Below are 23,967 nucleotides of genomic sequence, written 5' to 3' on the forward strand. Positions count from 1 at the left end.
AATCGAACAACTGGGTTATTGATCTAAGTCAATGTTAAGCAGAGATAGATCACCCATTAAAACAAGGGGGGAGTGATCATATTTCTTTAAGCGTCAGTGCTATTGATCTAGATCAATGCTGTGTGTCTGCCAATGACTAAAATACCAATGAACCAATCTTGTTGTGATTTGGATTTTTTATAAAAGCATAACGACATCATTTTGGAGAGAGAACATGAGTGGTCTTGATGATGTATTTCTGACAGAGATTGCCAACCATAATCATGTCAGCATTGATGAAGTGCGTGACACTTATGAAATGGTGATGCAGGGACTACATGAGAATGCAAAAATCCATGACTTTATTCCCGTCTTGGCGATGAATACTGTCCGGCAGTATTTTCATGACCGAGCCGTCAATATCACGTTTCAAGCAAACACGATTGAGCACCATTCAGACTCTATCGCGAATGATTTCATGTATTTTCAGGAAACCTTCGCTCGATAGCGAATTGAATAGAAACAGTCTACTAATGATTTATATATGATTTTATTTTTATCACTTAAAAAACCAATCAACCAACGCATATAAAAAAAAGATGTCATATATGAATACGGATAGTCATATTCACGAACCCGTATAAAGCTTGTCACGCCTCAGAAACATATGCCATATACCATGCTATAAATTTTATCATTTGGTATAAATTATGATTTCCCTACTGAAGACATCCACGTTTAAAGTTTCGTATAAAACTCTCCTCTCTGCTGCCCTGCTCAGTGCCTCTCTGGGCACTTATGCATCCTGTTTAGAGGATTATTATGGTGGACAAGAACCTGTCCTCGTCAACCAGAAATTAGCAACCCGCTTTACTGACCTTTGTTTCTCTGCGTTTGGCATCGGCTATTCTGGAGTCACCAAAACACCGTTATGGTCTGCAGAATACCTAACTCAAGCACACGTGCAGCAAGCGGCATCACTGGTTCGTGTTGATAGCTTTCATGAGGAAACAGCCCTGCCTGTCGCTGACCGCTCCACGCTTGCCGACTATAAAGGCAGTGGTTATGACCGAGGTCACAATACCCCGAATGGCGACATGTACGATACCACTGCTCAGCATGATAGTTTTTCTCTAGCCAACATCGTGCCGCAGGTTCCTAAGAACAACCAAGGTATCTGGGCGACACTTGAAAAACGCACTCGCGATTCGGTCACTAGAAATGGTAATGCCTATGTCATTACGGGCGGTGCTTATATCGGTAGCACACTGCAAACCATCGGCAATGGCGTTACCATTCCCACACATATGTATAAAGTCGTGTACTTTCCAAACAAGGATGCAGCAGGCGTATACTGGTCAACCAACGATACCAGTGGGACTTATAGCATCATCTCACTTGCTGATTTAGAAAGTAAAATTGGTATAAATTTAATGCCCACCCTATCTAATACGGTTAAGCAAACCGCATTAAACCTTGATGGGCTATAATCTCAAGACCGATAAAAAAAGGGATCAACATGACTGATTTTATACCTTATGCAGACGAAAGCTCGGTTCTAACCATAGGTGAGTTTACTGCTGAAAACCGGACGGATCGCATTAGTCTCTACGGTTCACTTACACTGACCAAAGATAAGGTGGGCTTAGGATATGCAAAGACATTACAAAGTCTGCTCAATGACATTGTGACGCAGCTCGAAAAGTCTGATCTACCTGATGAGATAGCGATTAAACCCACCAAAACGATTGCCAATCCGTTTAACTGATTCGTTTAATTAGCACATTAAATATTTTGGGCTTCGAAGATTTAAACGCATTGAAAGAGATATAGCAGATATCAATTCAGAAGACAGGGCTTATGCTCCTGTCTTTTTTGTTCTCACCAGTCCACCACTACTACTCCACACTGGAGTCGCATCCTCACTATAAATAACCAGATTACCGTCATCTTGCAGTACGATCTGCATCAGTGGGGCTGCATTGGTTCGTCCAGACTTCGAATGCCAAAGCGCATGATCACCTTTGCTGTTATACACGACAAAGTTCCCATCACTTTGTAAAACAGCCCAATTTCGATCACCCGAGGTATTCGAATTCCATTTTACGTTTCCATTTGATTGGTTATAGATCACCAGATTACCAGTCGGGTGCATGATCAAACGATACAGATCTTGTGGGGATGTCAGAAAATCACCCATGTACAGGACTTGCCCTATATCGAGTTTACTACGTTTAGCAACCATATTTCATTACCCCTAAGGCCAATAATTGAAGTCTCCTTTTTGGTTATCAATCGTTTAAGTTTTATTGTTTGATAAAATATCCTCGCTTTCGCTATTGACTCTACCTCAAACAAAAACCTTAATATTTAAGAATCGTTAAACAAAATCGATTTTCTTTAAACTCTAAAAACATTCCCCTTTTTTAAAGGAAACATCGCATTATTCTTGAATACAATCCTCTGGAATTAATCGATAATCCCGAGAGAGTCATTTGGGTATATCATCGACACAAATGCCTTTTCGCGCGATCTTGACCTAATAAAAATGATTAATTATTCAAATACTTTACATCAAGATTAAAATTGAACTTAAAATAAAATAGGAATACAAAAAAGGACTCTGCAATGACTCATATCAGCCTATTGCGCATCTCTGGCGCAGGTCTACTTCTTGGTCTCTCTCAACTGGCTGCCGCAGAAAGTGATTTGCAAGCAAATCCCTATCGTCCCAGTGTTGGTAGTCCTGCCACACTACCCGTACCTGGATATCTCGAAGTTGAATTTGGTGTTGCAAATGCCAATACCAGTGGCTCAAATACCAAAACCTCTCCCTTACTCTTGAAGTATGCCTTCAATGATCGAATTGGAGTGACCCTAGGCTTGGATCCTTTAACGCAAGTCAAAACAGATAGCGGTCGCACAAGAGGTTTTGGCGATGGTAATTTAACGTTGAAGTTAGCCCAGCCGATTGCAGAAGGCTTTAACATTGGCGAAGAGTTCAGTACCACCTTACCGATAGCGACCCATGATTTAGGGAGCAACCGCGCTGATCAGACCATTAATTTTATTGTCAGTAATGACTTCTCGGGCTTTCACAGTGATATCAATTTGAATATGACACACTATGGTGATCATCAAGATGAAGGGGTTTCACAGAATGCCTGGGGCTGGTCTGCTGGCTTATCACATCCCATTGTAGGTAAATTAAGCGGTGGAATTGAATTGTCCGGAACAGGTCAACGTGGCACAGACTCAACCATCCAAGTGCTCGAGTCTGTGGGATATAGCCTCAGCAATAAGACCGTCCTCGACTTTTATTTAGCCCAGCAGAAAATCAATAGTGATACCAACAACTATAGTTTCGGATTTGGGATTACCCACCTTTTTGCAAAATAATTTTTTTAAATAGCCCTCTACAATAAAAAAAAGCCTCAGATTCTGAGGCTTTTTTTGCTATCACTAGGAGTAGACTACATTAGTCATCCCAGCGATGATGTTTACGATGATGATGCTTATATCCACGATATGAACGACGGTTTTCGTAACGTGAATTGACTTCGGCATTATGACTCTTGGTCATTTCATTACCGATGGTTGCACCACCAGCACCGCCCAGACCCGCACCGATCAATTGTCCATTACGGCTACCACCACCCAGCGCCGCACCACCAGCACCGCCTAAGGCACCACCAATTGCTGAGCGACGACCGCCAACCATTTCACCACCTAAACCGCCACCTACACCAGCGCCAATAATACCGCCAGTTTTACCGCCCAGTTGCTGGCCTACAGCCGCACCCGCCACACCGCCTAATCCGCCTGCTACTGCATTACGCAAGCTGTCATCCGCAAAAGCAGACTGCCCAATCAAAGCAGCTGCACTTAAAGCCACAGTCACTAGAATTTTTTTCATAAGATTTTCCATCCAACTTTTCATTAAAACCGCATCGTATCAATCAATATTTGAATTAATAGGTCTGCACAGCACCGATTGCTATCGAATATATGATGTACATCCAGCCAATCTCAAAAAACAGCGACTACAAAATCGCTGCTGAATCTCTATAGGCTACTTAAATCAACTTAGAAATGACTTAGTAACGGTCATATCCGCGATTCCAGCCGCGATCGCCTCTATCTCCACGATCCCAACCACGATGCCAACCGTTGTCGTGATTATAGCCTCTATAGTAACCACGGTCTCGATAGCCGTCGCCGTAATAGACCACTTGGCGGACGGGATATGCAACTTCACGAACTGGGTAGTACGCTGGTGCTGGGTAATACGCAACCGGCGCAGGTTGGTTGTAAACCACCTCAGGGCGTTGATAAACTACCTCAGGACGTTGGTAAACAACACGGTCACGACCATAGTAGCCATCTCGTGAGTTCGCTGCGATAACTGCACCACTCACCCCGCCGATGGCTGCACCGACCGCAGCACCATTACGACCACCGACAGCATGACCAATCACCGCGCCAGCTACACCGCCTAAAACAGCAGAACCGACAGTGTCATAGTCTGCAAGCGCAGGTTGTGCAACTGCAGCACTTACCAGTAAAACACTAGCAATCATTAACTTATTCATCTTCGTTACTCCTACGAGCGATAATGACTCGCACAAACTACAATCAAACTGACGGCGAGATTCCATGATTGAAGATTAAGCGGATTATCGCGGGGTAACTACACATAAATTGTAGAAGCCTGTTACATCTCGAAACATTTGTATGCCCTGCACCATTTTTCCAGTCAAATATGGAGAAACGATGAAGGAAAGCCATGTTTGGTCAAATAACAGCAATACATTGATTTTAATTTTTCGCGAATCTCGCGCACAAAAAACAATCTTTCTGATTCCAACGTTCAAAAAATGCTAAAATATTCGTTTTCCTATTTCAAGCGGATTAGCTTTTGAATCAGACTATGATCTGATTACGAAGTTTTCAGCGCTTTTGCACTTTTGGTCACAACATTTTTTGGTAACACGCATGACTGTACAGACGTTTGATCCAACAACTTCCACACTCCAAGCAACCCACTCCGCCTCGCCAGCGCAGTTGCTTGTTGACGACTCTAAACCGGTTAAACGTCTGTATATCGAAACCCAAGGTTGCCAAATGAACGAATACGACAGTAGTCGTATGGCCGATCTATTGGGTGACTCCCATGGTTATGTTGTGACCGATGATCCAGCGCAAGCCGATATTCTGCTGATGAACACCTGCTCAATCCGTGAGAAAGCGCAAGAGAAAGTGTTTAGTGAATTGGGTCGCTGGCGCAAACTAAAAGAACAGAATCCAGAATTGATTATCGGTGTGGGTGGTTGTGTCGCATCACAAGAAGGCGACGGTATTCAAAAACGTGCACCCTATGTCGATATGGTTTTTGGACCTCAAACACTACACCGTTTACCGCAGATGCTGAATCAGCACAACGCTAATAAAGCAGACAAAACCACCAATCAAAAAATCTCTCTGGTCGATATCTCCTTCCCAGAGATCGAGAAATTTGACTTTTTGCCTGAACCCAAAGTGGAAGGCTTCAAAGCCTTTGTATCGATCATGGAAGGCTGCTCAAAATATTGCTCCTTCTGCGTTGTTCCATACACCCGTGGTGAAGAAGTTTCTCGGCCACTGGATGATGTGATTGCTGAGATTGTTAGCCTCACGTCACAAGGTGTACGTGAAGTAACACTGCTGGGTCAAAATGTGAATGGCTATCGCGGTGAAATGCATGATGGCGGTGTCTGTAATTTTGCTGACTTATTGCGTTTGGTTGCAAAAATCGAAGGCATAGGTCGTATCCGCTACACCACCAGTCACCCACTTGAGTTCTCCGATGAACTCATCAATGTCTATGCGGAATTACCACAATTGGTCTCTCATCTACATTTGCCAGTACAAAGCGGTTCAAACCCCGTTTTGGCCGCGATGAAGCGCAACCACACCATTGATGTCTATATCGAGAAAATCAAAAAACTACGTGCAGTACGTCCAGATATTCATCTCTCCAGTGACTTTATCATAGGCTTCCCCAATGAAGGCGATGCAGAGTTTGAAGACACACTGCAGTTCATCCGCGATTTAGACTTCGATCACTCTTATAGCTTTATTTACTCAAAACGTCCGGGTACCCCAGCCGCAGAACTGCCTGATCACACCCCTGAGGATGTCAAAAAAGAACGCTTGGCGCGTGTTAAAACCGTAATTAAGGCCTCTACCGTTGCCAAAACCGATGCGATGCTGGGTCAGACCTTAAAGGTGCTGGTTGAAAAGACATCTGATCGCGAAGAAGGTGCATTGATCGCCAGTGCAGACAATACCCGTTTGGTGCAATTTGTTGGCGATACCTCATTGATTGGCCAGTTTGTAGAGGTCAAAGTCACTGGCATTCGCAGTATGAATTTGGTACAGGCAGACTTGGTTGCGGTATTGGGTTAATTCAAGGTTAGAAATATAAACCCTGATTAAAAGCAGAATCTAATTAAACGAGGTGTATATGAAAGCGATACACCTCGTTTAGGATATAACGTCAAGCGCTTTAGATCACACCCATCCGTCCAGCATGATAGTCTCGGAATGCCTGCTCAAGTTCCGAGCGAGTATTCATCACAAATGGACCATAACGGACAATCGGTGCATCCAGCGGATCGCCGCCGATCAATAACAGCTCTGCAGCCCCTTCAGGATTAATGATGTGGAGTACATCTCCAGCTGTCAGTGTCGCAATTTGCCCAGCTTCAAGGTGTTGTCCTGAGTCTCCGATCTGAACCCTACCCGTCATCACATAAAGTCCGAGTTCCGTGGCTTGAGGAGTCGGGATCGTGAACTGCCCCTCTCCCAGAAAACTCGTATGGGCAACAACAGGATGACCATTTGATCGTACTGGCCCCGTCAGGCCAGCAACTTGCCCAGCAATGACACGCGTCTTGCTCTTTCCATCCTCGCTGACAAAGACTGGAATGACATCCGCACGGTAGTGTTGATACTCAGGCGCATCATGCTTTTTGCCTTTAGGCATATTAAACCAAAGTTGTACGCCATGATTTCGCCCACCCGTTTTTAGAAGCTCTGGATCAGGGCTTTCATCATGGATGATGCCCGCACCCGCGCGCATCCATTGGACTTCACCTGGGCGCATACTGCTCGTATTGCCCATACTATCCTTATGGACAGAACTGCCTTCTAAAAGCAGAGTCAGTGTCTCAATCCCTGCATGAGGATGAGCGGATGCACCTTTTGCTTCACCAGCCTTAAATTCGATAGGTCCAAAATGATCCAAAAAGATCACGGGACCTACTGACTCTGATGTATGCGATGGAATTGCGCGTAGTACATCAAAGCCATCGCCTTCGATAGTTTTGAACGCATCAGTAACTTGCGCGATTGATGTTATTTTTTGAACGATATTAGTCATCATCATCTCCTAAAAATGAACCCGTCTATAGTGATAGATTCATTGCTTATGAGGCATGATACTCGCTAATGATCATAAACATAGATAGGACAACTGCAACGCGTCGTTGCAGTTTTAATCCCTTTAAAAGATAAAACAGATGACATTCAACATATTTAGAACAACAAAGATAGCACTAATGCGCCTTCAACCACTCCGCCGCATACCCTGCCACATCCTGCCAGCCCTTCTCATGCAAGACGGAATGGGTATGATCTTCAAAGACCTTATAGGTTGCTTTATATTTCTTTGCAATATGACGCACGACTGATTCAGGCACAATACGATCAAGTCCTCCTGCGATCACCAGAACTGGGCATGTTACTGCATTCGTGTCTACAGAAGATGCTTTCTTGCGATCAGCGATCCAGAATGCAATTTCATATGCCGCCTGACCCGACTCAAAAGAATACTTGTCATAAGTTGCGCGTTGTTCTTCTGGAGACAAAAGCTCCAAAATTCCATACTGTGCCTCTTCAAACGTAATGCGCATCGGCTTACGCCAAAAACCCCATTTCGTGAGAACGGACAGGAAGGTTTTGGTTGAGGATGGACGCAGCGCCAGAATACCTGCCGGTGGTGCGCTGGTCAGGAGCACCAGTGACTGAGCCAATCCGCGGCTCGCCAAAATCTGAGCCAACAAACCACCCATCGAGTGCCCCATCAGAATCGGCTTTTCATCCAGTGCGCGAATCTGCGCTTCTAAATCTGCGACATAATCCAACAAGCTCACAGTGCCCAAAGCTTCTGGTGCAACTGTACGATACTGCTCTTCATGGAAGCGTAACGTCGGCGTTATCACACGATAGCCCTGTGCCTCAAAGAAGGGTTTGTAATGATCCCAGACATGGCCCCCACCCCACATGCCGTGAATCATAAAAATTGTTTTAGCCATTGTACGCTTCCCTTTTTTTAAAATAATCGACTGAAAAATCAACCCATGATAGACGCACGATAAAGTAAATCTAGATTGCCGTCTAGCAATGGATAATGAATGATCAGTTCGCCAAAAATATTTCCTTGTCAATCCAATCGTTGCTAATTTTATGCATAATATTATCGTGAAAACCACAAAAAAGACGCGCTGACCATGCTATAACATGCATGAATGTTGCATCATAAAAGATGTCACCAGATGCAATGATTGTGATCTTCCTCATCACTCATTTAGTAAAAGGAAATGCCTTGGTCGCATCCATCAGTCGTACCGTCGAATTCTCTGGCATTACGCTAGAACGTCTCAAAGCCATGGTTGGTGGGTACAACGCCCACCTTAAACTCATCGAACAACGTATAAACGTCAAAATATCCCATCGTGGTAGTTTGTTCGTCGTTGAAGGCGAATTAGACGCGGTGGAACGAGCGGAAAGCTTACTCGAACGGCTGTATCAAGAAACTGAAGAAACCCGAAATCTAACGCCTGAGCACCTGCACCTTTTGATTCAAGGCAGTCAGACGGATCGGACTTCGCACGTCGATGAAGATGACGACGATGAGGATCCAGAGGTTTTCCTCAACACCCGTAAAGGTAAGATTCTGCCCCGCGGTGCAAATCAGCGTCGCTATGTACAGCGTATATTAGAAAGTGACATTTCTTTCGGTATAGGTCCAGCGGGAACGGGGAAAACCTATCTTGCTGTGGCTTGCGCCGTTGATATGTTGGAGCGTAATGAAATCCAGCGCATTCTTTTGGTGCGACCAGCCGTTGAGGCGGGTGAGAAACTGGGTTTCTTGCCAGGCGATCTTTCACAAAAGATTGATCCTTACTTACGCCCACTCTACGATGCACTGTATGACATGCTGGGTTCTGAAAAAGTCGCAAAGCTGATTGAGCGACAGGTGATTGAAGTTGCACCGCTCGCCTACATGCGCGGTCGCACATTGAGTCATTCATTTGTGATCCTAGACGAAGCTCAAAACACCACGCCGGAGCAGATGAAAATGTTCCTGACGCGGATTGGTTTTGGTTCACGTGCAGTGATCACCGGCGACATTACTCAGGTCGATTTACCACGCGGACAAATGTCAGGTTTAGCACATACGTTAAAGGTCATTGAGAAAATCGAAGAGATTCATATCACCCGTTTCCACTCACGCGATGTGGTACGTCATTACCTTGTCCAGAAAATCGTTGAGGCTTATGAAGATCACGACCTGAATGAAATGGGCGAAAAAATCTCTGCACGACGCGAGCGTTTAGCGCTGCAAAAAGCTGCGATTGATGCCAATGACAAAGCCAGCGATGCACAATACCAAGAGCTCCTTGAAGAGCCCGTGGTATGAACCGAAGGCGCCGTCCTGTGTCATAATGCAGGATGGCACCTTTATGCAACGAGCGCTTAATGACAGCAAAACGTAAAGACGTCAGCACGAAAGACCGTGCCTCTAAACGTCGAAATAAAAAACTCAATATCTTACTGCAACGGGTATGCGAATCCCCTGCGCTCCATGTGCGCAAGCGAGATTTACAAACGTGGATTTGGGAAACGCTATCTGTCGTTGGTATCAAGAAGAAACGCAAATGCGAAGTGGCCATTCGTATTGTGGATACGCCTGAAAGCCAGCAGTTAAACTTTGCTTATCGTGAAAAAGACAAACCCACCAATGTCCTCTCCTTTCCTTCAGACCTACCCAAAGAAATTTTACTGATCCTTCCCAATAAACCGCTGGGAGATTTGGTGATCTGCCTACCAGTGGTGTTGAGTGAGGCGGATGAACAAGGCAAGACCCCCAAAGAACATCTGGCTCACCTCGTGGTGCATGGCGTATTACATTTACTGGGTTATGACCATGAAACCAGTGCAAAAGATGCTGCTGAGATGGAAGCGCTTGAAATTAAAATCATGCATCATTTGCACTTCCCTGACCCATACGCAGATCGCTAAGCAAGACACTTCAATCGACATCAAGATGGGTGAGTTGTAGCCCCATCTTGATATCTTGATCATCAAGTGCCAACATCCAGCTCATTTTCATCAGAAAAACGCCATGTACGAATAATATGCAACTGACTATAGCCCTTCATGGCGTCATCAAAACGGCCATAGGGTGCACCTTCTCGTACCGAAGCTTTAGCGGCTTCATCAAGAATGTGGTAACCCGAAGTCTGCATTAAACGAATCGCCCGAATCGAGCCATCACGCTCCAAAATTACCATCAAGCGAACATCGCCTTTGATTCCCCGATTTCGCGCTTCAATCGGATAATTATGATTACCAATTTTTTCAACTTTCCGGCGAAATTGGTTCAGATAGACCGCGCTTGGGTCGGCTTTGGTCGAAACACTATCAACCGTATGGATCGAACTAATCTTACTGTATTCTTGCTTTTGCGTCGCGTATTGCGCTTCAAGGGTAGCGATCATCGACGCTGTAGACGACGATGATTCTTTTTGTTTTTGCGCTTTGCGCATGCGGCGATTTTTCTCTTCCTGAGTCTCGGCTTTCCAGCTTGCTGCGGTCGTTACGGTACGCTCTCCCGCTGCGCTAGGTGTTAACTCTTCTTGTTCTTCTTTGATGATCTGAATCGTTACATTTTGCGCTTGGATCGACTGATTCTGATTTTGAACCTGTGCAGGGCTGGTCAGACGATGTGCAGAGCGCAATACACCCGAGCCCTCTTGGTTTGCTTGGGCAAGATAGTCCGCATCGGGATTATCTTTTTTTGAGTCACTCACCGCCAGCGCAATATCTTGCATCACCGCTTGGTCATCATGCGGTGCAGAAAAAGTAATGGCAAAAATAAAGAAGACATGAACAGCAACGGCCGCGAGAATGGATATCGTTAAAATACGATCAGTACGGCTTTTTTCAATCATTTGAGATGTTAGTTCAGAGAACCACTGCCCTATGACCTGAATTGGCTTTGATAAATAAAAACGCTTTAACTGCAGCTCAACCATGATCTGCCCTTCCAATTGGCTATTTACTGAATCGATTTAATCAGAGTGAATTAATTTGGCACTAATATAGGCGATTTCTGATTGAATCTACACTCACAAATGCATCCTAAAGTGTAAAATCGTCCTAAGTGAGTTCAATTTCACCTTTTTCAGACACTTGGTTATGCTAAATTCATATACAGTTTAATCAACCACGGAAAGTAACAAGATTGATGAAGAGCGTATTATGTTAAATTTTCTGCAGAAACTGGTTGATGGTGTGAAAGACATCTACCAGAAAGCTGAAGACATTCTTGAGGAAGAACGCGAACTTCCGCTTTCTCAAAAACTACTCAATGATACGATTGAGCGCTATGTCACCAATAATGTTGATCAGATTCAAGACCTTCATGCTGAAATTTATGATGGTTGGCTACGCCTTTTCGCCACGATTAATGTCAAGGGTGTGAGCGCTCAGCTCTATGTGGATCTCTACCTTGCTCAACTGCAACTCAATAGAAACATTCAACAACTCGTTTTTGAACAAAAAAGTGAAACCCATGTGGTTCGCGTTGATTTTGATAAAATAATCAAAAAAGTCGCCTTCCAAATGGTGGTCTTATATTACAAATTTAAAGGCACAGACCCACTTGGAGACATCCTGAGCAGGCTTGGGATTATTACGGTACATAACGGACTGCTTTATTTAGATCTGGGCAAATATCTGGCGGATAACCAAAAAGTCATGCGTGTACTGCGTCGCGTTGAAATCAATCGTGCGGAATTACGCGAGAATTTATTTGTGCTGCAAGCGAACTTAAATTTACGCGCATTGTTCGGCAGGAATGCTGAGCGACTGATTGATGAATTCACGAATGATGGTGATGATCAAGAGGAAGTAGACATCACTATCATTGAAGGACAAGTACGAACGATTTATCCTAACGAAGTTGATTCAAAATAACCCGATCACCAACAGGTAGTTTTTACCCCATGCCTGTTGGTGAGGTCATGCGCATTAATCCTCGTCTTTAACTACATGTGCCTTTGCTGAAGCGACATCGACAGCAAGCAAGTCGCGTGTCCGCCACCAAGTCAGTGCCAGAATAATCATTGTCAGTGAACCACCAAAGATCACAGATGGAATTGTTCCCATGAGACGTGCCATCACCCCAGACTCAAAAGCACCGAGTTCATTACTCGACGACACAAACATGCCATTCACCGCCGCGACACGACCACGTAAGTTTTCCGGAGGGAACACTTGCAATATCGTCTGACGAATCACAACGCTGATGCTGTCAAATGCACCGATCAATGCTAGTGCTGTTAGTGACAACCACATGACTTTGGACAATGCAAAAACTAAGGTAAATACGCCAAAACCCGCAACTGCAAGGAGCATGTTGCGCCATGCATGATGCGTGGGTGGATAGCGCGTCAAGACTACCATCATCAGCAATGCACCCACGGAAGGTGCCGCGCGCAGCAGTCCTAAACCTTCCGCCCCCACCTTCAAAATATCATCCGCAAAAATCGGCAATAACGCGACAGCCCCTCCAAAAAGCACCGAGACCAAATCCAATGAAATCGACCAAAAAATGATTTTAGTTTTAAAGACAAAATCAAAGCCTTCTTTTAAATTGAGTAAAATACTGTCGTGATGTACCGTTGGAAACGTTCTCTTCTTAAGCACGACCAAGACCGCAGAACAGACAAGCAACAAGATAAAAACCAGATATAAGGTGTCATGCAGACCAAATGCCGCGTACAAGAAACCTGCGCTGACAGGACCCAATACAACGCCGGCATTCCAAGCCACCGTAGTCCATGTCGCTGCATTGGTGTAAATCTCACGAGGTACAAGGAAAGGCTTCAAAGAGCGCGATGCAGGGCTATAAAATCCTTGCACCATGCCGAGGATAAAAATCACCCCATAAGATGACCAAACCAATTGGGCTTGACTGAGTATGCCCGCTTCATGCGCTGTAAATAATCGACTAAAAATCAGCGGTAAGGGCAATGTCAACACCAGACAGATTTGCATAACTCTCTGACGGTTAAACTTATCTGCAACGTAACCACCCCACAACGACAAAAGAATAAATGGAATGGCCTCTGCCAATCCAATCATCCCCAGTGTTAAGGGGTCATGAGTGAGCTTATAGAGTGAATACGCCACCACGATTTCCTGAATCAAAATCGCAACAGCCATACAAAATTGATTAATCGTCACCAAGGTAAAATCACGATGACGTAATGCGGCAAACGCATCATGTTGCTGAGTAGACATGCGGTGTATCAACAAAATAGCGGATGGTAAGACTATCAATTATCGACCAAAAAGTCATGATTAACGATAACGTGGATTTTGCAGATAAACAGAAAAGCTTATGAACAAATACTGAAAAAAAGCCCACCGCAATGTGGGCTTTTTTTAAATTCAAATGATCAAAGTTGCAATGCAGCAATCCTAATTAGATTGAAAATTTACTGCCCAATGTGAATAAGCGCTGATAGGCTGTTGGGAATAAACGCTGTAAGCCATCCACCGCATATGCTTCGGGTCCAATCAGGACACGACGCTTATCCGCTTTGACACCATCCAGAATAATCTGGGCAGCTTTAGAAGCGGGTATGCGCATGACTTTATCCGCCATGGCTTTTGATTTTTGGGTATTGATTCCCAGTGACGCCACGTTCTCACTCATTTCAGCAGTATGAGCAATATTGGTTTTGATACCACCCGGATGAACACACGTCGCACTGACACCAAATTTGCCCATATCAAGTTCTTGACGAAGCGATTCGGTAAAACCACGGACAGCGAATTTACTGGCGTTATAGGCACTTTGCGTTGGCTGTGCGGTTAACCCAAAAATACTGGAGGTATTGATGATGTGTCCATCACCACTTTCTTTTAAGTAGGGTAAGAATGCTTTGGTACCATAAACCACGCCCCAGAAATTCACGGCCATCATGCGCTCATAGTCGTCTATGCTATGCCCTTCAACTGTATTAGACATGGCGATCCCCGCGTTATTAAAGATCAGATTCACTTTGCCATGTTCTTTTTTGACTTTGTCTGCCCATGCATACACGGCATCTTGTTTAGCGGTGTTCACCACATCGACAGTGACTTTAACTTTATAGGGTTTGAGGAGTTCCACCGTCTGTTCTAAACCCGTTTTATTGATATCACTGATCGCAACATTACAGCCAGCTTTAGCCAGTAGCACGGCCAACTGTTGCCCCATACCAGAGCCTGCACCTGTAATTGCCGCAACTTTATTTTTAAACGTTTTCATGTGAGTCTCATTTTGAATTTGTCATGCCGATACTACATTTGACAATATTCATTGTCAAATTATACTCATCCGTTATTTGTATTTTTTTCGATGAACCGTTAAAGTCTTTTTATCCCCTTGCATCAGACCTAAAGCCAAACCGATGTGCGCTAATTACAAACCGCCAAGCTCTCCGCAACTCTCTTTATTCGACTCACCGACTCCCACCTTTGATTCAGTCAGTGAAGCATTTCCAAGTGACCTATGCCCGATCTTGGTTTCAGGATCAGACCATCACTTTGCATGGCGGCAAGCGGTGTTTGGTCTAGTGCCGGAGTGGGCAGATGATTTGAAGTTCTCCAAGCATACCTATAATGCGCGTATGGAAACCGTAGCAACAAAACCGAGCTATCGTAGCGCTTGGCGCAACAACCAATTTGCACTGATTCCAATGCAATCTTTTTTCGAACCCTGTTATGAATCCGGCAAAGCAGTACGACATATGATTGAACGACAAGATCAAGAGCCCTTTACCGTGGCGGGGATCTGGGACCTTTGGTCCGATCATCTAGACCGTGTGCATTCATTCTCCATGCTGACCATCAATGCAGATCACCACCCTCTCATGAAAAGGTTCCATAAACCGCAAGATGAGAAACGCTCGCTGATCATCGTCCCACCCGATTTACGCAAAGACTGGATCAATGCAAATCACCGAACGGCTCAAGAACTGATCTTTGAGATGTCCGCAGAGCAGTTTCAGACTTCTCCTTTTCCTATCCCAGCAAGACCCAAGCCCAGCTCATCAAACTGGGAACTGTTTTAGAGTACTTCTGCCTAACAGCCTTGTTGATACTGATGGCATCATCATGACTTTAACGCATGGAGGATTTTCTCTGCATCTAGAGAAGTCATGTATTTAGGCACCGCATAAATCCCATGCGCTTCAGCAAAAGCGCCTTTGATGATGGCTGGAAAATCCTTACTGTCGATACGCGGAATACGAGTATCAATTTCTAACTCATGCAGCAAGCTCTTGACCCGTTGAATAAAGAGATCCGTCGCCTGAGCTGAGCTAAAGTGACCAATGACGATCCCGGCCTGCTCAGCAAGTAGCGCTAAACGCTTTTCAGATGCCTGACGGTTAAACTCAAGGACGTGTGGCATGACGATTGAATTCGCCCGACCATGCGGAACGCCATAGTAGGCACCCAATTGATGCGCTATAGCATGGATATAGCCCAATGCCGTCTGATTCATTGCAAGGCCCGCATAATGAGAAGCAAGTGCCATCGCTTCCCGTGCGGCAAGATTGCGACCATCCGCCCATGCCGTGGGCAAGTTCTCAAAAATCAACCGTACTGCTGCACCCGCATAGAAATCAGATTCGGATGAGGCAAACTCGCTCATCCAAGCCTCAAGGGCATGGGTTAAGGCGTCTAGACCTGTATCTGCTGTTACGCTCTTTGGCATACCTTGCATAATGACGGGATCGAGGGCAGTAGCAAGAGGCACGAGCTTGGTATCCAGCACCAAGCCTTTTTGATGCGTTTGATCATCTGAGACCACTGCCCCTGCCGATACCTCTGAGCCAGTTCCCGCAGTTGTCGGAATTACAAATAAGGGCAATGACGCTTTACGGGCTTTGAGTATGCCGACCAATTGCTGAGGTGTTTTTTGATTGGATGCAGACAATGCAATTACTTTTGCAGCATCAATGGCAGATCCACCACCAATCGCAAGGACGCTATCACACCCTGATGATTTAAGCAGCACTAGCCCTGCCTCAACCACACTAAAAGTAGGGTCAGGAGTAACGCCTGAATAAATGGTGGTTTTAATGCCATGCTTTTGCAATTCAGTTTCGATGGGATGAATCACGCCAAGCTTATACAAAACAGCATCCGTCACCACCAGAACACGCTTCACACCTAATTGGGCGATAGTTGCACATAATTTCAAGGATGAATCAGCTCCGACCAACACCAGCGGCCTAGGTGCGGGCATGACACGCATAATGACTTTAATAGCGGCAAGCTGTGCTTTCGCTTTAACGCGTGTGGTGATATCTGACATGATGCCCAAGACTCGTTAAACTGATGAATGAAGATTGATTCTACCAAGAAGAACATTTACAACAATGTCTGATTTGATCAACCCTATTGACGCTTTTGACCTACAGTTCATTTAGCCTCTTATAAAAAATTGGCAACCGTTTATCTAAATTGTTTTATCCATTTGGTATAAAAATGATAACCTGTTCACATATTTTAGGTTATAGAGTTGGGTTGTGAAAAATAGCTGGGTTATTTTTGTCGTCTTACTGCTGTTGTTCGTCGGATTGTTTTTTCTATTCTCATTATCCGCAGACTTGTTTGTAAAGGGTTTATAAAATTTAAGACTGATTAGTCAATAAAAATACGCCGTTATCTATTTGCTTTACAGTAACTTTCTGGCATTCTCAAACCTTTATATAACTAGGTTTTCAAGGAATGAAAAAGCTACTTATTGTCGTCCTTTTATCTTTGACGTCTTTAGCGCAAGCGGAAAAAATTACGGCTGCGCCAACATCGATTCCCGCGGCACCAAGCCAAACTGCCTCAAAAGCAGTCTATCTAATGAGTGTGGCCAATTACTTCAAAGCGCTCACAAAGCAGCGTAAGTGCGGTATTTTGAACTTTGCTCAATACAATGCAACCAACAAGCGACTTGAAAATGTGCGCGTGCGTTTAGTTGCGCAGTATGGCGAGGAGCTTTTCCCTGCCAACGCACAAGTCACAACACCAATCAGAGGGGATGAGTGCGACCAAGGCACCCTAAACTCGTATACCACACATGTTGAAGATGTCGAAAAGCTCTTAAACAGTGCAAGTTAATCCTTAACGCTCCGAATTAAAAGAAACCCGCTTTATGCGGGTTTCTTTTTTCGAGAGGTCGTCATCTCTGTGACTTATATCCAGCGATTTGACCCAGTGTGAAAAATATAACTACAAACACATCAAATTACTGTTTATCTTTTATATTTACTTTGCCATTTGGTTAGATTGAGTGAGTCCCTGACTTTCCCCATGTATACATAAGACTTGCTTACCTTCTCCATCGGGGGTAAGAGTCTTTGCCCACGCTTGTTGAGGTGGGCTTCTTTTTAATTCGACAATTATTCCAGATCATCCAGAAAATCATAGGTCGGCACAAAAAATAAGGTTCCGCTAATTGGCGTACTAAAGTCGAGCAGTCTATCGACATAGCCCTCTTTACTGCCCAAGAACATATGCTCAAGCATCTGTCGAGTTGTCTTAAAAGAACGCGCATAGCCGATAAAAAATGTCCCATACTCCCCTTTAGCAGGATTAGAAAACGGCATGTTACCTCTGACAATCTTTAACTCGTTGCCGTCTTCATCAAAGGCTTTGCTCACCACATTATGCGCATTTAATGGTTTAACATCGTCTTCAAGCTCCACATCATTAAACTTTCTTCTTCCAATCACTTTCTCTTGCTGCTCAGTGGTCAGTCCTGCCCATTTATCCATATTGTGCAAATACTTTTGGATAAACGCGTAGCTCCCCCCTGTAAACTCAGCATCTTCACTGCCGACATAAGCATAACCTTGTGCAATCACGGCTTCAGGATTTTCCGTACCATCAACAAATCCCAAAATCGCTCTGCCATCAAAGTATCGGAACCCACTGGTCTCGCTAATACAGAAAGTCGCTTCTTTAAGCTTGGCATTAATGATTGAAGCCAGTTCATAGCAGATCGCTACTTTATTGGCGCGGATATGAAAGAACAAATCACCTTCAGTGGATACCGCTGTATGCTTTTCACCTTTGATTTCTTGAAATTCAGACAACTCTTTAGGCTTTGGTTGATTGGGAAACAACTGATCCCATGCTTTAGAGCCAAACCCTAAAACAGCACCAAAATTTCCATCCGGGAATCGATTATTTAGACTGCGAGCCAAGGCGGAGAAATTCGCACAGAAGTCTTTTATAGTTTCTAAAGACGTTTCACCACTGTTAATCCCTAACACGATGAATAAAGCATTTTCACTCGAGAGGTTATGAATGACGGGCTGTAATCTTAATGGGGTTGTCATAAGTGTTGCGTTCCTTCTGAAACAAAGTTGTAGATCAAAATAAGTTTGGATCGACTAATTACTGTTTGTATTTGATCATATTTCAATGGGTTCTATTTTTATGCCTATTCTTAATCTGAGTAAAGTAAAAATAAGTTCGAATCTATAAAAAGTTGTATCTCAACATAAAAAATTTCTTTTATTTATTAACCCTTAAATTGATGAGCAAAGTTAATCATTCTTCAGAAGTCTACCTTTTTCTTATTCATGAAATTTACTACAGGATACCGCAGATCATCGAAGGACTTTAAAGCTTTGCAATACGACTCAATTCCACTAGAATTTGGCGTTTTTTATGATGACTTGTCGCTTATGACCTCTCTGCCTCGCCGCGATATTATTGCATTAGGATTAATGACCTTCGCGCTTTTTATTGGTGCCGGCAATATTATCTTCCCACCGATCATCGCTCAACAAGCCGGTCAGCATGTTTGGCTGGCTGCAGGTGGATTTCTAATTACGGCAGTAGGTCTACCCATCATTACCATCATGGCTTTATCGAAAGTCCAAGGGTCAATTGAAAATATCAGCAGACCTTTAGGGCATGTGGCTAGTCTCATATTTACGGTGGTCTGTTACTTATCAGTAGGACCTCTATTTGCAACACCGCGTACGGCCACAATCTCTTATGAGATTGGTTTTTCATCCTATTTTGGAATATCTTCAAGTCACTTACTTATTTACAGTGCCATTTATTTTTTTGTAGTGGCATTGATCTCACTTTATCCCAATAAATTACTCGATAGTGTGGGACACATCCTTGCACCTTTAAAGATTGTTTTACTGGCTATTTTAGGAATTTCAGCAGTTGTTGTACCTAGGGAACTGATTGCACCTGCGATCGGTCCTTATGTGGATCACCCCATTTCTGAAGGTTTTGTATCTGGTTATCTAACGATGGATACTTTAGGCGCATTGGTCTTTGGTATCGTTATTGTGCAAGCGATTCAATCTCGTGGTGTTTCAGAGCCAAAACTAATTACTAAATATGCCATCATTGCCAGTTTGATTGCTGGCGTAGGCCTGACCTTACTTTACGTCAGCTTATTTAAACTAGGCATGTTGAGCCATGACGTTGCCCCAAATGCTGCGAATGGCGCTCTTATTCTTCATGCTTATGTACAACATGCCTTTGGCAGTTTAGGCGGGTTACTTTTAAGTGCGCTGATTTTTCTAGCCTGTATGGTGACTGCGATTGGTTTAACCTGTGCCTGCGCTGAGTATTTTTCAGAACTGACTAAAATTCCCTATAAATTATTAGTCATCGTTTTAATCCTATTTTCACTGCTTATCTCAAATTTAGGTTTGACTAAATTAATTGCAGTTTCTGTGCCTGTTCTCAGCGCAATTTATCCACCGAGTATTGTGATTATTATATTGAGCTTCTTTTGGCAGCTTTGGAACAAGCCTCAGTATGTCGTCACCCCAGTCACGATCGTTGCATTCATCTTCGGGGTGATTGATGGTCTGAAAGTGGCAGGATTCCCCAATTCATTACCTGAATTGATTCAGCATTTACCACTTAATGAACAGAATCTCGCTTGGTTAATACCTTCGTTTAGTACCCTGATCATATGCGTCATTATTGATAGATATAACGATTAAACAAACGGATGAGCCTAAAAAGCAAATCTGGCGGTTTAGAAAGGCAATTTAAAAAAGTGAGACCTTCTAAAACGAACAAATCAAAAAATGATCTCTAATCTTGGTAAAAGAACAACACTCAACCAAATGGAATAATAAAATACAATTATGGCATAATCATTGCTTTACCATTTGGTAAATATTCTTTGAATGAGTAGGCTGATCATGGGCACATTCTTAGGGTTTATCTGTCAGTATTGCGATTCAATGCAGTCGGAGTCTTTTGAGTATCCGGCAGACTATCACCGGTTACACAGCACGTCCTGTACCGAATGCGGACATGTGATTACTGTACGCGTCAAACAGAGTCAGATCAAAGACTACGAATATTCACTATTGCAAGTTTTCTTTTCTGAAAGTTCTGGTAAGGAGAGTATCAGGGAGGGATGGGTGTTTATTCCTTAAATTTCGGGCATAAAAAACAACTATTGAGCAGCTTTGGTGCATCGGATGCATATTTAATTCGTTTGTATCTTTTCAAACTCGACATCACCCAATATCTTCTTCATATTAGCTCTAATTGGATCGCAAAGTTTTTGAAGATTATCAGGTCTGGTCATGAATTTAGCAAAATCTAAACCTTTTGCCTCACTAACATTCATTTCATCATCACCAAATTTGACATGACATTGTGGGCGCAACTCCTCACTATAATCCTTCATAAAAACATAGCCACCGATGCCACAAGCCTTGTAAACATTATTCATATAGCTGCTTGAGCCAGCTAGATTATTACAATTTTCTTTAGTTACAACAGAATCTGGAATAGGTTGCGCAAGTACGCTAAAAGAAAAAATACTTAATGCAACTAAAGCCAGTATGCTTTTCATATCACGATCCTAAAATGCTTGTATATATATTTGTGGTGAAGTCTTCAAAGATTACTATAGTTAAATGTCTATTGGGCTCCATCCTGAAGCAAATGAATAAATAAAAATTATTTCACAAACATCGCCCATAAAAAAACCCAACATAATGATGTTGGGTTTCTTTAAGCTCGAAAGCTGAATCTTGGTGCCGAGGGTCGGACTCGAACCGACACGTCATCTCTGACAGTGGATTTTGAGTCCACCGCGTCTACCAATTTCACCACCCCGGCAAGAATGATGTTGCAGGCGCACATCATACCTTCAAAGAATTTTGTGTCAACCCCTTCTTCGGTTTAGTTGTATTATTTGTTATCATATGGCGCCTTTCTTGAACTGATTGCTTATTTCGTATGCAACTTGCTGATTTTCACTACTTCCTCCCCGATGAACTGATTGCCCGTTACCCACTTGCTGGTCGTAGTGATTCACGTTTGCTGTGCCTCTCCCATCAAGGAGAGATCAGTGACCGCCAGATTGTCGACTTGCCCGACCTGCTGAACACTGGTGACTTACTCGTACTCAATGACACCCGCGTGATCAAAGCGCGTCTACATGGCTTACGCCCTAGTGGCGGTGCAGTCGAAGTCCTGGTGGAGCGAATCACGGATACGTACCATGGCCTGGCGCATGTCCGAGCCAGTAACTCGCCTAAATCAGGCGCAGTACTGACGCTTGCAGAGGGTCAAGTCAAAGCAACGGTTCAGGGTCGCAAAGACAATCTCTATATTCTTGAGTTTGATCAGCCAGTGCTGGAAGCGCTTGAGCAATATGGTGCACTTCCCATCCCACCCTACTTTAATCGTCCTGCAGAAGAGTCTGATGAGACACGATATCAAACTGTGTTTCACGATCCAGAAAAATCCGCCAGTGTGGCCGCGCCAACTGCTGGCTTGCATATTGATGAAGCGTTGTTAGAACGTCTGCATGTTAAAGGCATCAAAACTGCCTTCGTAACACTGCATGTTGGTGCAGGGACTTTTCAGCCAGTACGTACGGAAAACATCAAAGACCACGTGATGCATGCGGAATGGGGTGAGGTGCCACAAGAAACCGTTGATGCCGTGCGTGCAACTCAAGCGCAAGGCGGAAAAGTGATTGCAGTTGGAACCACTGCTACACGGGCGCTAGAGAGCGCAGCACGCGCTCATGGCGGGTCATTACAAGCATGGTCAGGTGAGACTGATATCTTTATCTATCCTGGTTATCAGTTTGCGGTTATTGATCGCTTGATGACAAATTTTCACTTGCCTGAGTCGACATTACTCATGCTGGTCTCTGCACTGACAGGACGCGACAAGATCATGTCCGCCTATCAGCATGCAATCGCGCAAAAATATCGTTTTTTCAGCTATGGCGATGCCATGCTGATTGATCGAGCAAATACTTAAATTCTAGTAAACAAGACATCATCCTCTGCCAACTTTCATTATTGAAGTTGGCAGATACATTGCACGACATTCGCATTAAAACAATTGTTTTAAGCCTATTTATTGAAGGAAACTCCATGACTGCTGCAACACCCGCTCAGCCAGCGTTAAACGCGACTGACAAGCCGTTAATTTTTGAAAAACTTGCACAGGATGGCTTGGCTCGTCGTGGTCGCGTGACACTGGCACATGGCGTCGTAGAAACACCTGCTTTTATGCCTGTCGGGACTTACGGCACAGTCAAAGGCATGCTGCCGCGTGATGTCGAGGAAATCGGTGCGCATATCGTATTGGGCAATACCTTCCACTTGTACTTACGTCCGGGTCTGGAAGTAATTGCTGAACATGGCGGTTTGCACAATTTCATGCAGTGGAATAAACCGATTCTGACCGACTCTGGTGGCTTTCAGGTTTTTAGCTTGGGTGCAAAAATCAAAGAAGAAGGCGTGACATTCCGCTCACCGATCGATGGCTCAAAAGTATTTCTGTCTCCTGAAAAATCCATGGAGATTCAGAAGACATTAAACTCCGATATCGTCATGATTTTTGATGAATGTACACCCTACCCGGCAACATACAGCCAAGCACGGATGTCTTTGCAGCTCTCTCTACGCTGGGCCAAACGTTGTAAGGTCGCCCATGAAGGCAACCCCAATGCCCTGTTTGGTATCGTCCAAGGCGGCATGTATCCTGAACTGCGTGATGAATCTTTAGAAGGTTTAACCGATATCGGCTTTGATGGTTATGCCATTGGTGGTTTGTCTGTTGGCGAGCCCAAAGAAGAAATGATCAAAATTCTGGATTATCTTCCGCGTAAGCTGCCTGCCGATAAACCACGTTACTTGATGGGTGTCGGTAAGCCTGAAGATATCGTTGAAGCAGTGCGCCGTGGGGTCGATATGTTTGACTGCGTGATGCCGACCCGTAACGCGCGTAATGGTCATTATTTTATCAGTACTGGCATCGTACGGATTCGCAATAGCCAGTATCGTCATGATATGCGCCCACTGGATGCAAATTGCAGTTGCTATACCTGTAAGAACTTTACCCGCTCCTACCTGTATCATTTGGACAAGACGGGTGAAATGCTGGGTGCAATGCTCGGTACGATCCATAACCTCGCCTACTATCAAACCTTGATGCAAGGCTTGCGAAGTGCCATTGAACAAGGTCAATTAGAAAGCTTTGTGCAAGCTTTCTATGCCGCACGTGAAATGGAAGTTCCTGCATTCGCTGGCTAAAGCTTCTTACAGGCATAAAAAATGGCGTGTTACATGACAC

The 23,967-nt window shown here is 44.1% G+C and carries 24 protein-coding genes and 1 tRNA gene; 13 read left to right on the plus strand and 12 right to left on the minus strand.

The window, feature by feature from the left end; genetic code table 11:
- The first annotated feature begins 214 nt into the window (after nt 1-214).
- From HYN46_RS10865 to HYN46_RS10875, 3 genes are all read left to right on the plus strand, one after another.
- The gene (locus tag HYN46_RS10865; RefSeq protein WP_114899406.1) at nt 215-487 is read left to right on the plus strand and encodes a DUF3562 domain-containing protein; all 273 of its coding nucleotides are present in this window, start codon (nt 215-217) and stop codon (nt 485-487) included.
- Between the two features lie 202 nt (nt 488-689).
- Nucleotides 690-1,469 (plus strand): DNA/RNA non-specific endonuclease, encoded by a 780-nt coding sequence (locus HYN46_RS10870; RefSeq protein WP_114899407.1) that lies wholly within the window; start codon nt 690-692, stop codon nt 1,467-1,469.
- Between the two features lie 29 nt (nt 1,470-1,498).
- The gene (locus tag HYN46_RS10875; RefSeq protein WP_114899408.1) at nt 1,499-1,747 is read left to right on the plus strand and encodes a hypothetical protein; all 249 of its coding nucleotides are present in this window, start codon (nt 1,499-1,501) and stop codon (nt 1,745-1,747) included.
- Nucleotides 1,748-1,837: 90 nt separating this feature from the next.
- Here the strand turns inward: HYN46_RS10875 and HYN46_RS10880 are convergent, their stop codons facing one another.
- Complete coding sequence (locus HYN46_RS10880; protein ID WP_114899409.1) at nt 1,838-2,224, minus strand: lectin; 387 nt, start codon at nt 2,222-2,224, stop codon at nt 1,838-1,840.
- Nucleotides 2,225-2,607: 383 nt separating this feature from the next.
- Here HYN46_RS10880 and HYN46_RS10885 point away from each other — a divergent pair, with 383 nt between their 5' ends.
- Complete coding sequence (locus HYN46_RS10885; protein ID WP_114899410.1) at nt 2,608-3,378, plus strand: hypothetical protein; 771 nt, start codon at nt 2,608-2,610, stop codon at nt 3,376-3,378.
- A 79-nt stretch (nt 3,379-3,457) separates the two neighbouring features.
- Here HYN46_RS10885 and HYN46_RS10890 read toward each other — a convergent pair whose 3' ends face one another.
- Together HYN46_RS10890 and HYN46_RS10895 are read right to left on the minus strand one after the other, a co-directional pair.
- Nucleotides 3,458-3,895, minus strand: a complete 438-nt coding sequence (locus tag HYN46_RS10890; protein ID WP_210009137.1) for a hypothetical protein — start codon at nt 3,893-3,895, stop codon at nt 3,458-3,460.
- A 181-nt stretch (nt 3,896-4,076) separates the two neighbouring features.
- Nucleotides 4,077-4,571, minus strand: a complete 495-nt coding sequence (locus HYN46_RS10895) for a YMGG-like glycine zipper-containing protein (RefSeq protein ID WP_162818162.1) — start codon at nt 4,569-4,571, stop codon at nt 4,077-4,079.
- Between the two features lie 403 nt (nt 4,572-4,974).
- Here HYN46_RS10895 and miaB point away from each other — a divergent pair, with 403 nt between their 5' ends.
- A complete protein-coding gene (gene miaB / locus HYN46_RS10900; RefSeq protein ID WP_114899413.1) occupies nt 4,975-6,426 on the plus strand; it encodes a tRNA (N6-isopentenyl adenosine(37)-C2)-methylthiotransferase MiaB in 1,452 nt (483 codons plus the stop codon).
- A 100-nt stretch (nt 6,427-6,526) separates the two neighbouring features.
- On the opposite strand, the gene HYN46_RS10905 is transcribed toward miaB, so the two are convergent.
- Both HYN46_RS10905 and HYN46_RS10910 read right to left on the minus strand, forming a co-directional pair.
- A complete protein-coding gene (locus HYN46_RS10905; RefSeq protein ID WP_210009139.1) occupies nt 6,527-7,402 on the minus strand; it encodes a pirin family protein in 876 nt (291 codons plus the stop codon).
- A gap of 175 nt (nt 7,403-7,577) precedes the next feature.
- Complete coding sequence (locus HYN46_RS10910; RefSeq protein ID WP_114899414.1) at nt 7,578-8,336, minus strand: alpha/beta hydrolase; 759 nt, start codon at nt 8,334-8,336, stop codon at nt 7,578-7,580.
- Nucleotides 8,337-8,626: 290 nt separating this feature from the next.
- Here HYN46_RS10910 and HYN46_RS10915 point away from each other — a divergent pair, with 290 nt between their 5' ends.
- Nucleotides 8,627-9,724, plus strand: coding sequence for a PhoH family protein (locus HYN46_RS10915; protein ID WP_114900723.1), 1,098 nt, complete (start codon nt 8,627-8,629; stop codon nt 9,722-9,724).
- A gap of 59 nt (nt 9,725-9,783) precedes the next feature.
- Entirely contained in the window at nt 9,784-10,326 is a 543-nt protein-coding gene (gene ybeY / locus HYN46_RS10920; RefSeq protein ID WP_114899415.1) for an rRNA maturation RNase YbeY, read from the plus strand.
- Nucleotides 10,327-10,388: 62 nt separating this feature from the next.
- Here ybeY and HYN46_RS10925 read toward each other — a convergent pair whose 3' ends face one another.
- Entirely contained in the window at nt 10,389-11,342 is a 954-nt protein-coding gene (locus tag HYN46_RS10925) for an energy transducer TonB (protein ID WP_114899416.1), read from the minus strand.
- A gap of 226 nt (nt 11,343-11,568) precedes the next feature.
- Here HYN46_RS10925 and HYN46_RS10930 point away from each other — a divergent pair, with 226 nt between their 5' ends.
- Nucleotides 11,569-12,285, plus strand: a complete 717-nt coding sequence (locus HYN46_RS10930) for a hypothetical protein (protein ID WP_114899417.1) — start codon at nt 11,569-11,571, stop codon at nt 12,283-12,285.
- Nucleotides 12,286-12,339: 54 nt separating this feature from the next.
- Here HYN46_RS10930 and HYN46_RS10935 read toward each other — a convergent pair whose 3' ends face one another.
- Both HYN46_RS10935 and HYN46_RS10940 read right to left on the minus strand, forming a co-directional pair.
- Nucleotides 12,340-13,614: an MFS transporter gene (locus HYN46_RS10935; protein ID WP_114899418.1), complete on the minus strand. Its 1,275-nt coding sequence runs from the start codon at nt 13,612-13,614 to the stop codon at nt 12,340-12,342.
- Nucleotides 13,615-13,798: 184 nt separating this feature from the next.
- Nucleotides 13,799-14,629 (minus strand): SDR family NAD(P)-dependent oxidoreductase, encoded by an 831-nt coding sequence (locus HYN46_RS10940; RefSeq protein WP_114899419.1) that lies wholly within the window; start codon nt 14,627-14,629, stop codon nt 13,799-13,801.
- Between the two features lie 142 nt (nt 14,630-14,771).
- Between HYN46_RS10940 and HYN46_RS10945 the strand changes: the two genes are divergently transcribed.
- Nucleotides 14,772-15,434: an SOS response-associated peptidase gene (locus tag HYN46_RS10945; protein WP_114899420.1), complete on the plus strand. Its 663-nt coding sequence runs from the start codon at nt 14,772-14,774 to the stop codon at nt 15,432-15,434.
- A 41-nt stretch (nt 15,435-15,475) separates the two neighbouring features.
- Here HYN46_RS10945 and HYN46_RS10950 read toward each other — a convergent pair whose 3' ends face one another.
- Nucleotides 15,476-16,684, minus strand: coding sequence for an iron-containing alcohol dehydrogenase (locus tag HYN46_RS10950; protein ID WP_114899421.1), 1,209 nt, complete (start codon nt 16,682-16,684; stop codon nt 15,476-15,478).
- A 416-nt stretch (nt 16,685-17,100) separates the two neighbouring features.
- On the opposite strand from HYN46_RS10950, the gene HYN46_RS10955 reads away from it, so the two are divergent.
- Nucleotides 17,101-17,484 carry a hypothetical protein gene (locus tag HYN46_RS10955; protein ID WP_114899422.1) on the plus strand — a complete coding sequence of 128 codons (384 nt, stop codon included), beginning with the start codon at nt 17,101-17,103 and terminating at the stop codon, nt 17,482-17,484.
- A gap of 281 nt (nt 17,485-17,765) precedes the next feature.
- Here HYN46_RS10955 and HYN46_RS10960 read toward each other — a convergent pair whose 3' ends face one another.
- Nucleotides 17,766-18,707 (minus strand): Dyp-type peroxidase, encoded by a 942-nt coding sequence (locus HYN46_RS10960; RefSeq protein WP_114899423.1) that lies wholly within the window; start codon nt 18,705-18,707, stop codon nt 17,766-17,768.
- 351 nt (nt 18,708-19,058) lie between these two features.
- Between HYN46_RS10960 and brnQ the strand changes: the two genes are divergently transcribed.
- Nucleotides 19,059-20,351 (plus strand): branched-chain amino acid transport system II carrier protein, encoded by a 1,293-nt coding sequence (brnQ, locus tag HYN46_RS10965; protein WP_114899424.1) that lies wholly within the window; start codon nt 19,059-19,061, stop codon nt 20,349-20,351.
- 497 nt (nt 20,352-20,848) lie between these two features.
- Here brnQ and HYN46_RS10970 read toward each other — a convergent pair whose 3' ends face one another.
- Both HYN46_RS10970 and HYN46_RS10975 read right to left on the minus strand, forming a co-directional pair.
- Nucleotides 20,849-21,220, minus strand: a complete 372-nt coding sequence (locus HYN46_RS10970) for a hypothetical protein (RefSeq protein WP_114899425.1) — start codon at nt 21,218-21,220, stop codon at nt 20,849-20,851.
- A gap of 182 nt (nt 21,221-21,402) precedes the next feature.
- A tRNA-Leu gene (locus HYN46_RS10975) sits at nt 21,403-21,489 on the minus strand.
- Nucleotides 21,490-21,609: 120 nt separating this feature from the next.
- Here HYN46_RS10975 and queA point away from each other — a divergent pair.
- Nucleotides 21,610-22,647: a tRNA preQ1(34) S-adenosylmethionine ribosyltransferase-isomerase QueA gene (queA, locus tag HYN46_RS10980; RefSeq protein WP_114899426.1), complete on the plus strand. Its 1,038-nt coding sequence runs from the start codon at nt 21,610-21,612 to the stop codon at nt 22,645-22,647.
- 116 nt (nt 22,648-22,763) lie between these two features.
- Nucleotides 22,764-23,927, plus strand: coding sequence for a tRNA guanosine(34) transglycosylase Tgt (gene tgt / locus HYN46_RS10985; protein ID WP_114899427.1), 1,164 nt, complete (start codon nt 22,764-22,766; stop codon nt 23,925-23,927).
- Nucleotides 23,928-23,967 lie beyond the last annotated feature (40 nt).

It is taken from the genome of Aquirhabdus parva (assembly GCF_003351745.1).
Taxonomy (GTDB): domain Bacteria; phylum Pseudomonadota; class Gammaproteobacteria; order Pseudomonadales; family Moraxellaceae; genus Aquirhabdus; species Aquirhabdus parva.

Coding starts and splice junctions, on each gene's coding strand:
- HYN46_RS10960 (WP_114899423.1), bottom strand. CDS start 18,707: ATGACAACCCCATTAAGATTACAGCCCGTCATTCATAACCTCTCGAGT.
- HYN46_RS10865 (WP_114899406.1), top strand. CDS start 215: ATGAGTGGTCTTGATGATGTATTTCTGACAGAGATTGCCAACCATAAT.
- HYN46_RS10880 (WP_114899409.1), bottom strand. CDS start 2,224: ATGGTTGCTAAACGTAGTAAACTCGATATAGGGCAAGTCCTGTACATG.
- HYN46_RS10930 (WP_114899417.1), top strand. CDS start 11,569: ATGTTAAATTTTCTGCAGAAACTGGTTGATGGTGTGAAAGACATCTAC.
- queA (WP_114899426.1), top strand. CDS start 21,610: ATGCAACTTGCTGATTTTCACTACTTCCTCCCCGATGAACTGATTGCC.
- HYN46_RS10875 (WP_114899408.1), top strand. CDS start 1,499: ATGACTGATTTTATACCTTATGCAGACGAAAGCTCGGTTCTAACCATA.
- brnQ (WP_114899424.1), top strand. CDS start 19,059: ATGACCTCTCTGCCTCGCCGCGATATTATTGCATTAGGATTAATGACC.
- HYN46_RS10940 (WP_114899419.1), bottom strand. CDS start 14,629: ATGAAAACGTTTAAAAATAAAGTTGCGGCAATTACAGGTGCAGGCTCT.
- HYN46_RS10935 (WP_114899418.1), bottom strand. CDS start 13,614: ATGTCTACTCAGCAACATGATGCGTTTGCCGCATTACGTCATCGTGAT.
- HYN46_RS10955 (WP_114899422.1), top strand. CDS start 17,101: ATGAAAAAGCTACTTATTGTCGTCCTTTTATCTTTGACGTCTTTAGCG.
- ybeY (WP_114899415.1), top strand. CDS start 9,784: ATGACAGCAAAACGTAAAGACGTCAGCACGAAAGACCGTGCCTCTAAA.
- HYN46_RS10970 (WP_114899425.1), bottom strand. CDS start 21,220: ATGAAAAGCATACTGGCTTTAGTTGCATTAAGTATTTTTTCTTTTAGC.
- HYN46_RS10895 (WP_162818162.1), bottom strand. CDS start 4,571: ATGAATAAGTTAATGATTGCTAGTGTTTTACTGGTAAGTGCTGCAGTT.
- HYN46_RS10925 (WP_114899416.1), bottom strand. CDS start 11,342: ATGGTTGAGCTGCAGTTAAAGCGTTTTTATTTATCAAAGCCAATTCAG.
- HYN46_RS10870 (WP_114899407.1), top strand. CDS start 690: ATGATTTCCCTACTGAAGACATCCACGTTTAAAGTTTCGTATAAAACT.
- miaB (WP_114899413.1), top strand. CDS start 4,975: ATGACTGTACAGACGTTTGATCCAACAACTTCCACACTCCAAGCAACC.
- HYN46_RS10945 (WP_114899420.1), top strand. CDS start 14,772: ATGTGCGCTAATTACAAACCGCCAAGCTCTCCGCAACTCTCTTTATTC.
- HYN46_RS10950 (WP_114899421.1), bottom strand. CDS start 16,684: ATGTCAGATATCACCACACGCGTTAAAGCGAAAGCACAGCTTGCCGCT.
- HYN46_RS10890 (WP_210009137.1), bottom strand. CDS start 3,895: ATGAAAAAAATTCTAGTGACTGTGGCTTTAAGTGCAGCTGCTTTGATT.
- HYN46_RS10885 (WP_114899410.1), top strand. CDS start 2,608: ATGACTCATATCAGCCTATTGCGCATCTCTGGCGCAGGTCTACTTCTT.
- HYN46_RS10905 (WP_210009139.1), bottom strand. CDS start 7,402: ATGACTAATATCGTTCAAAAAATAACATCAATCGCGCAAGTTACTGAT.
- HYN46_RS10910 (WP_114899414.1), bottom strand. CDS start 8,336: ATGGCTAAAACAATTTTTATGATTCACGGCATGTGGGGTGGGGGCCAT.
- tgt (WP_114899427.1), top strand. CDS start 22,764: ATGACTGCTGCAACACCCGCTCAGCCAGCGTTAAACGCGACTGACAAG.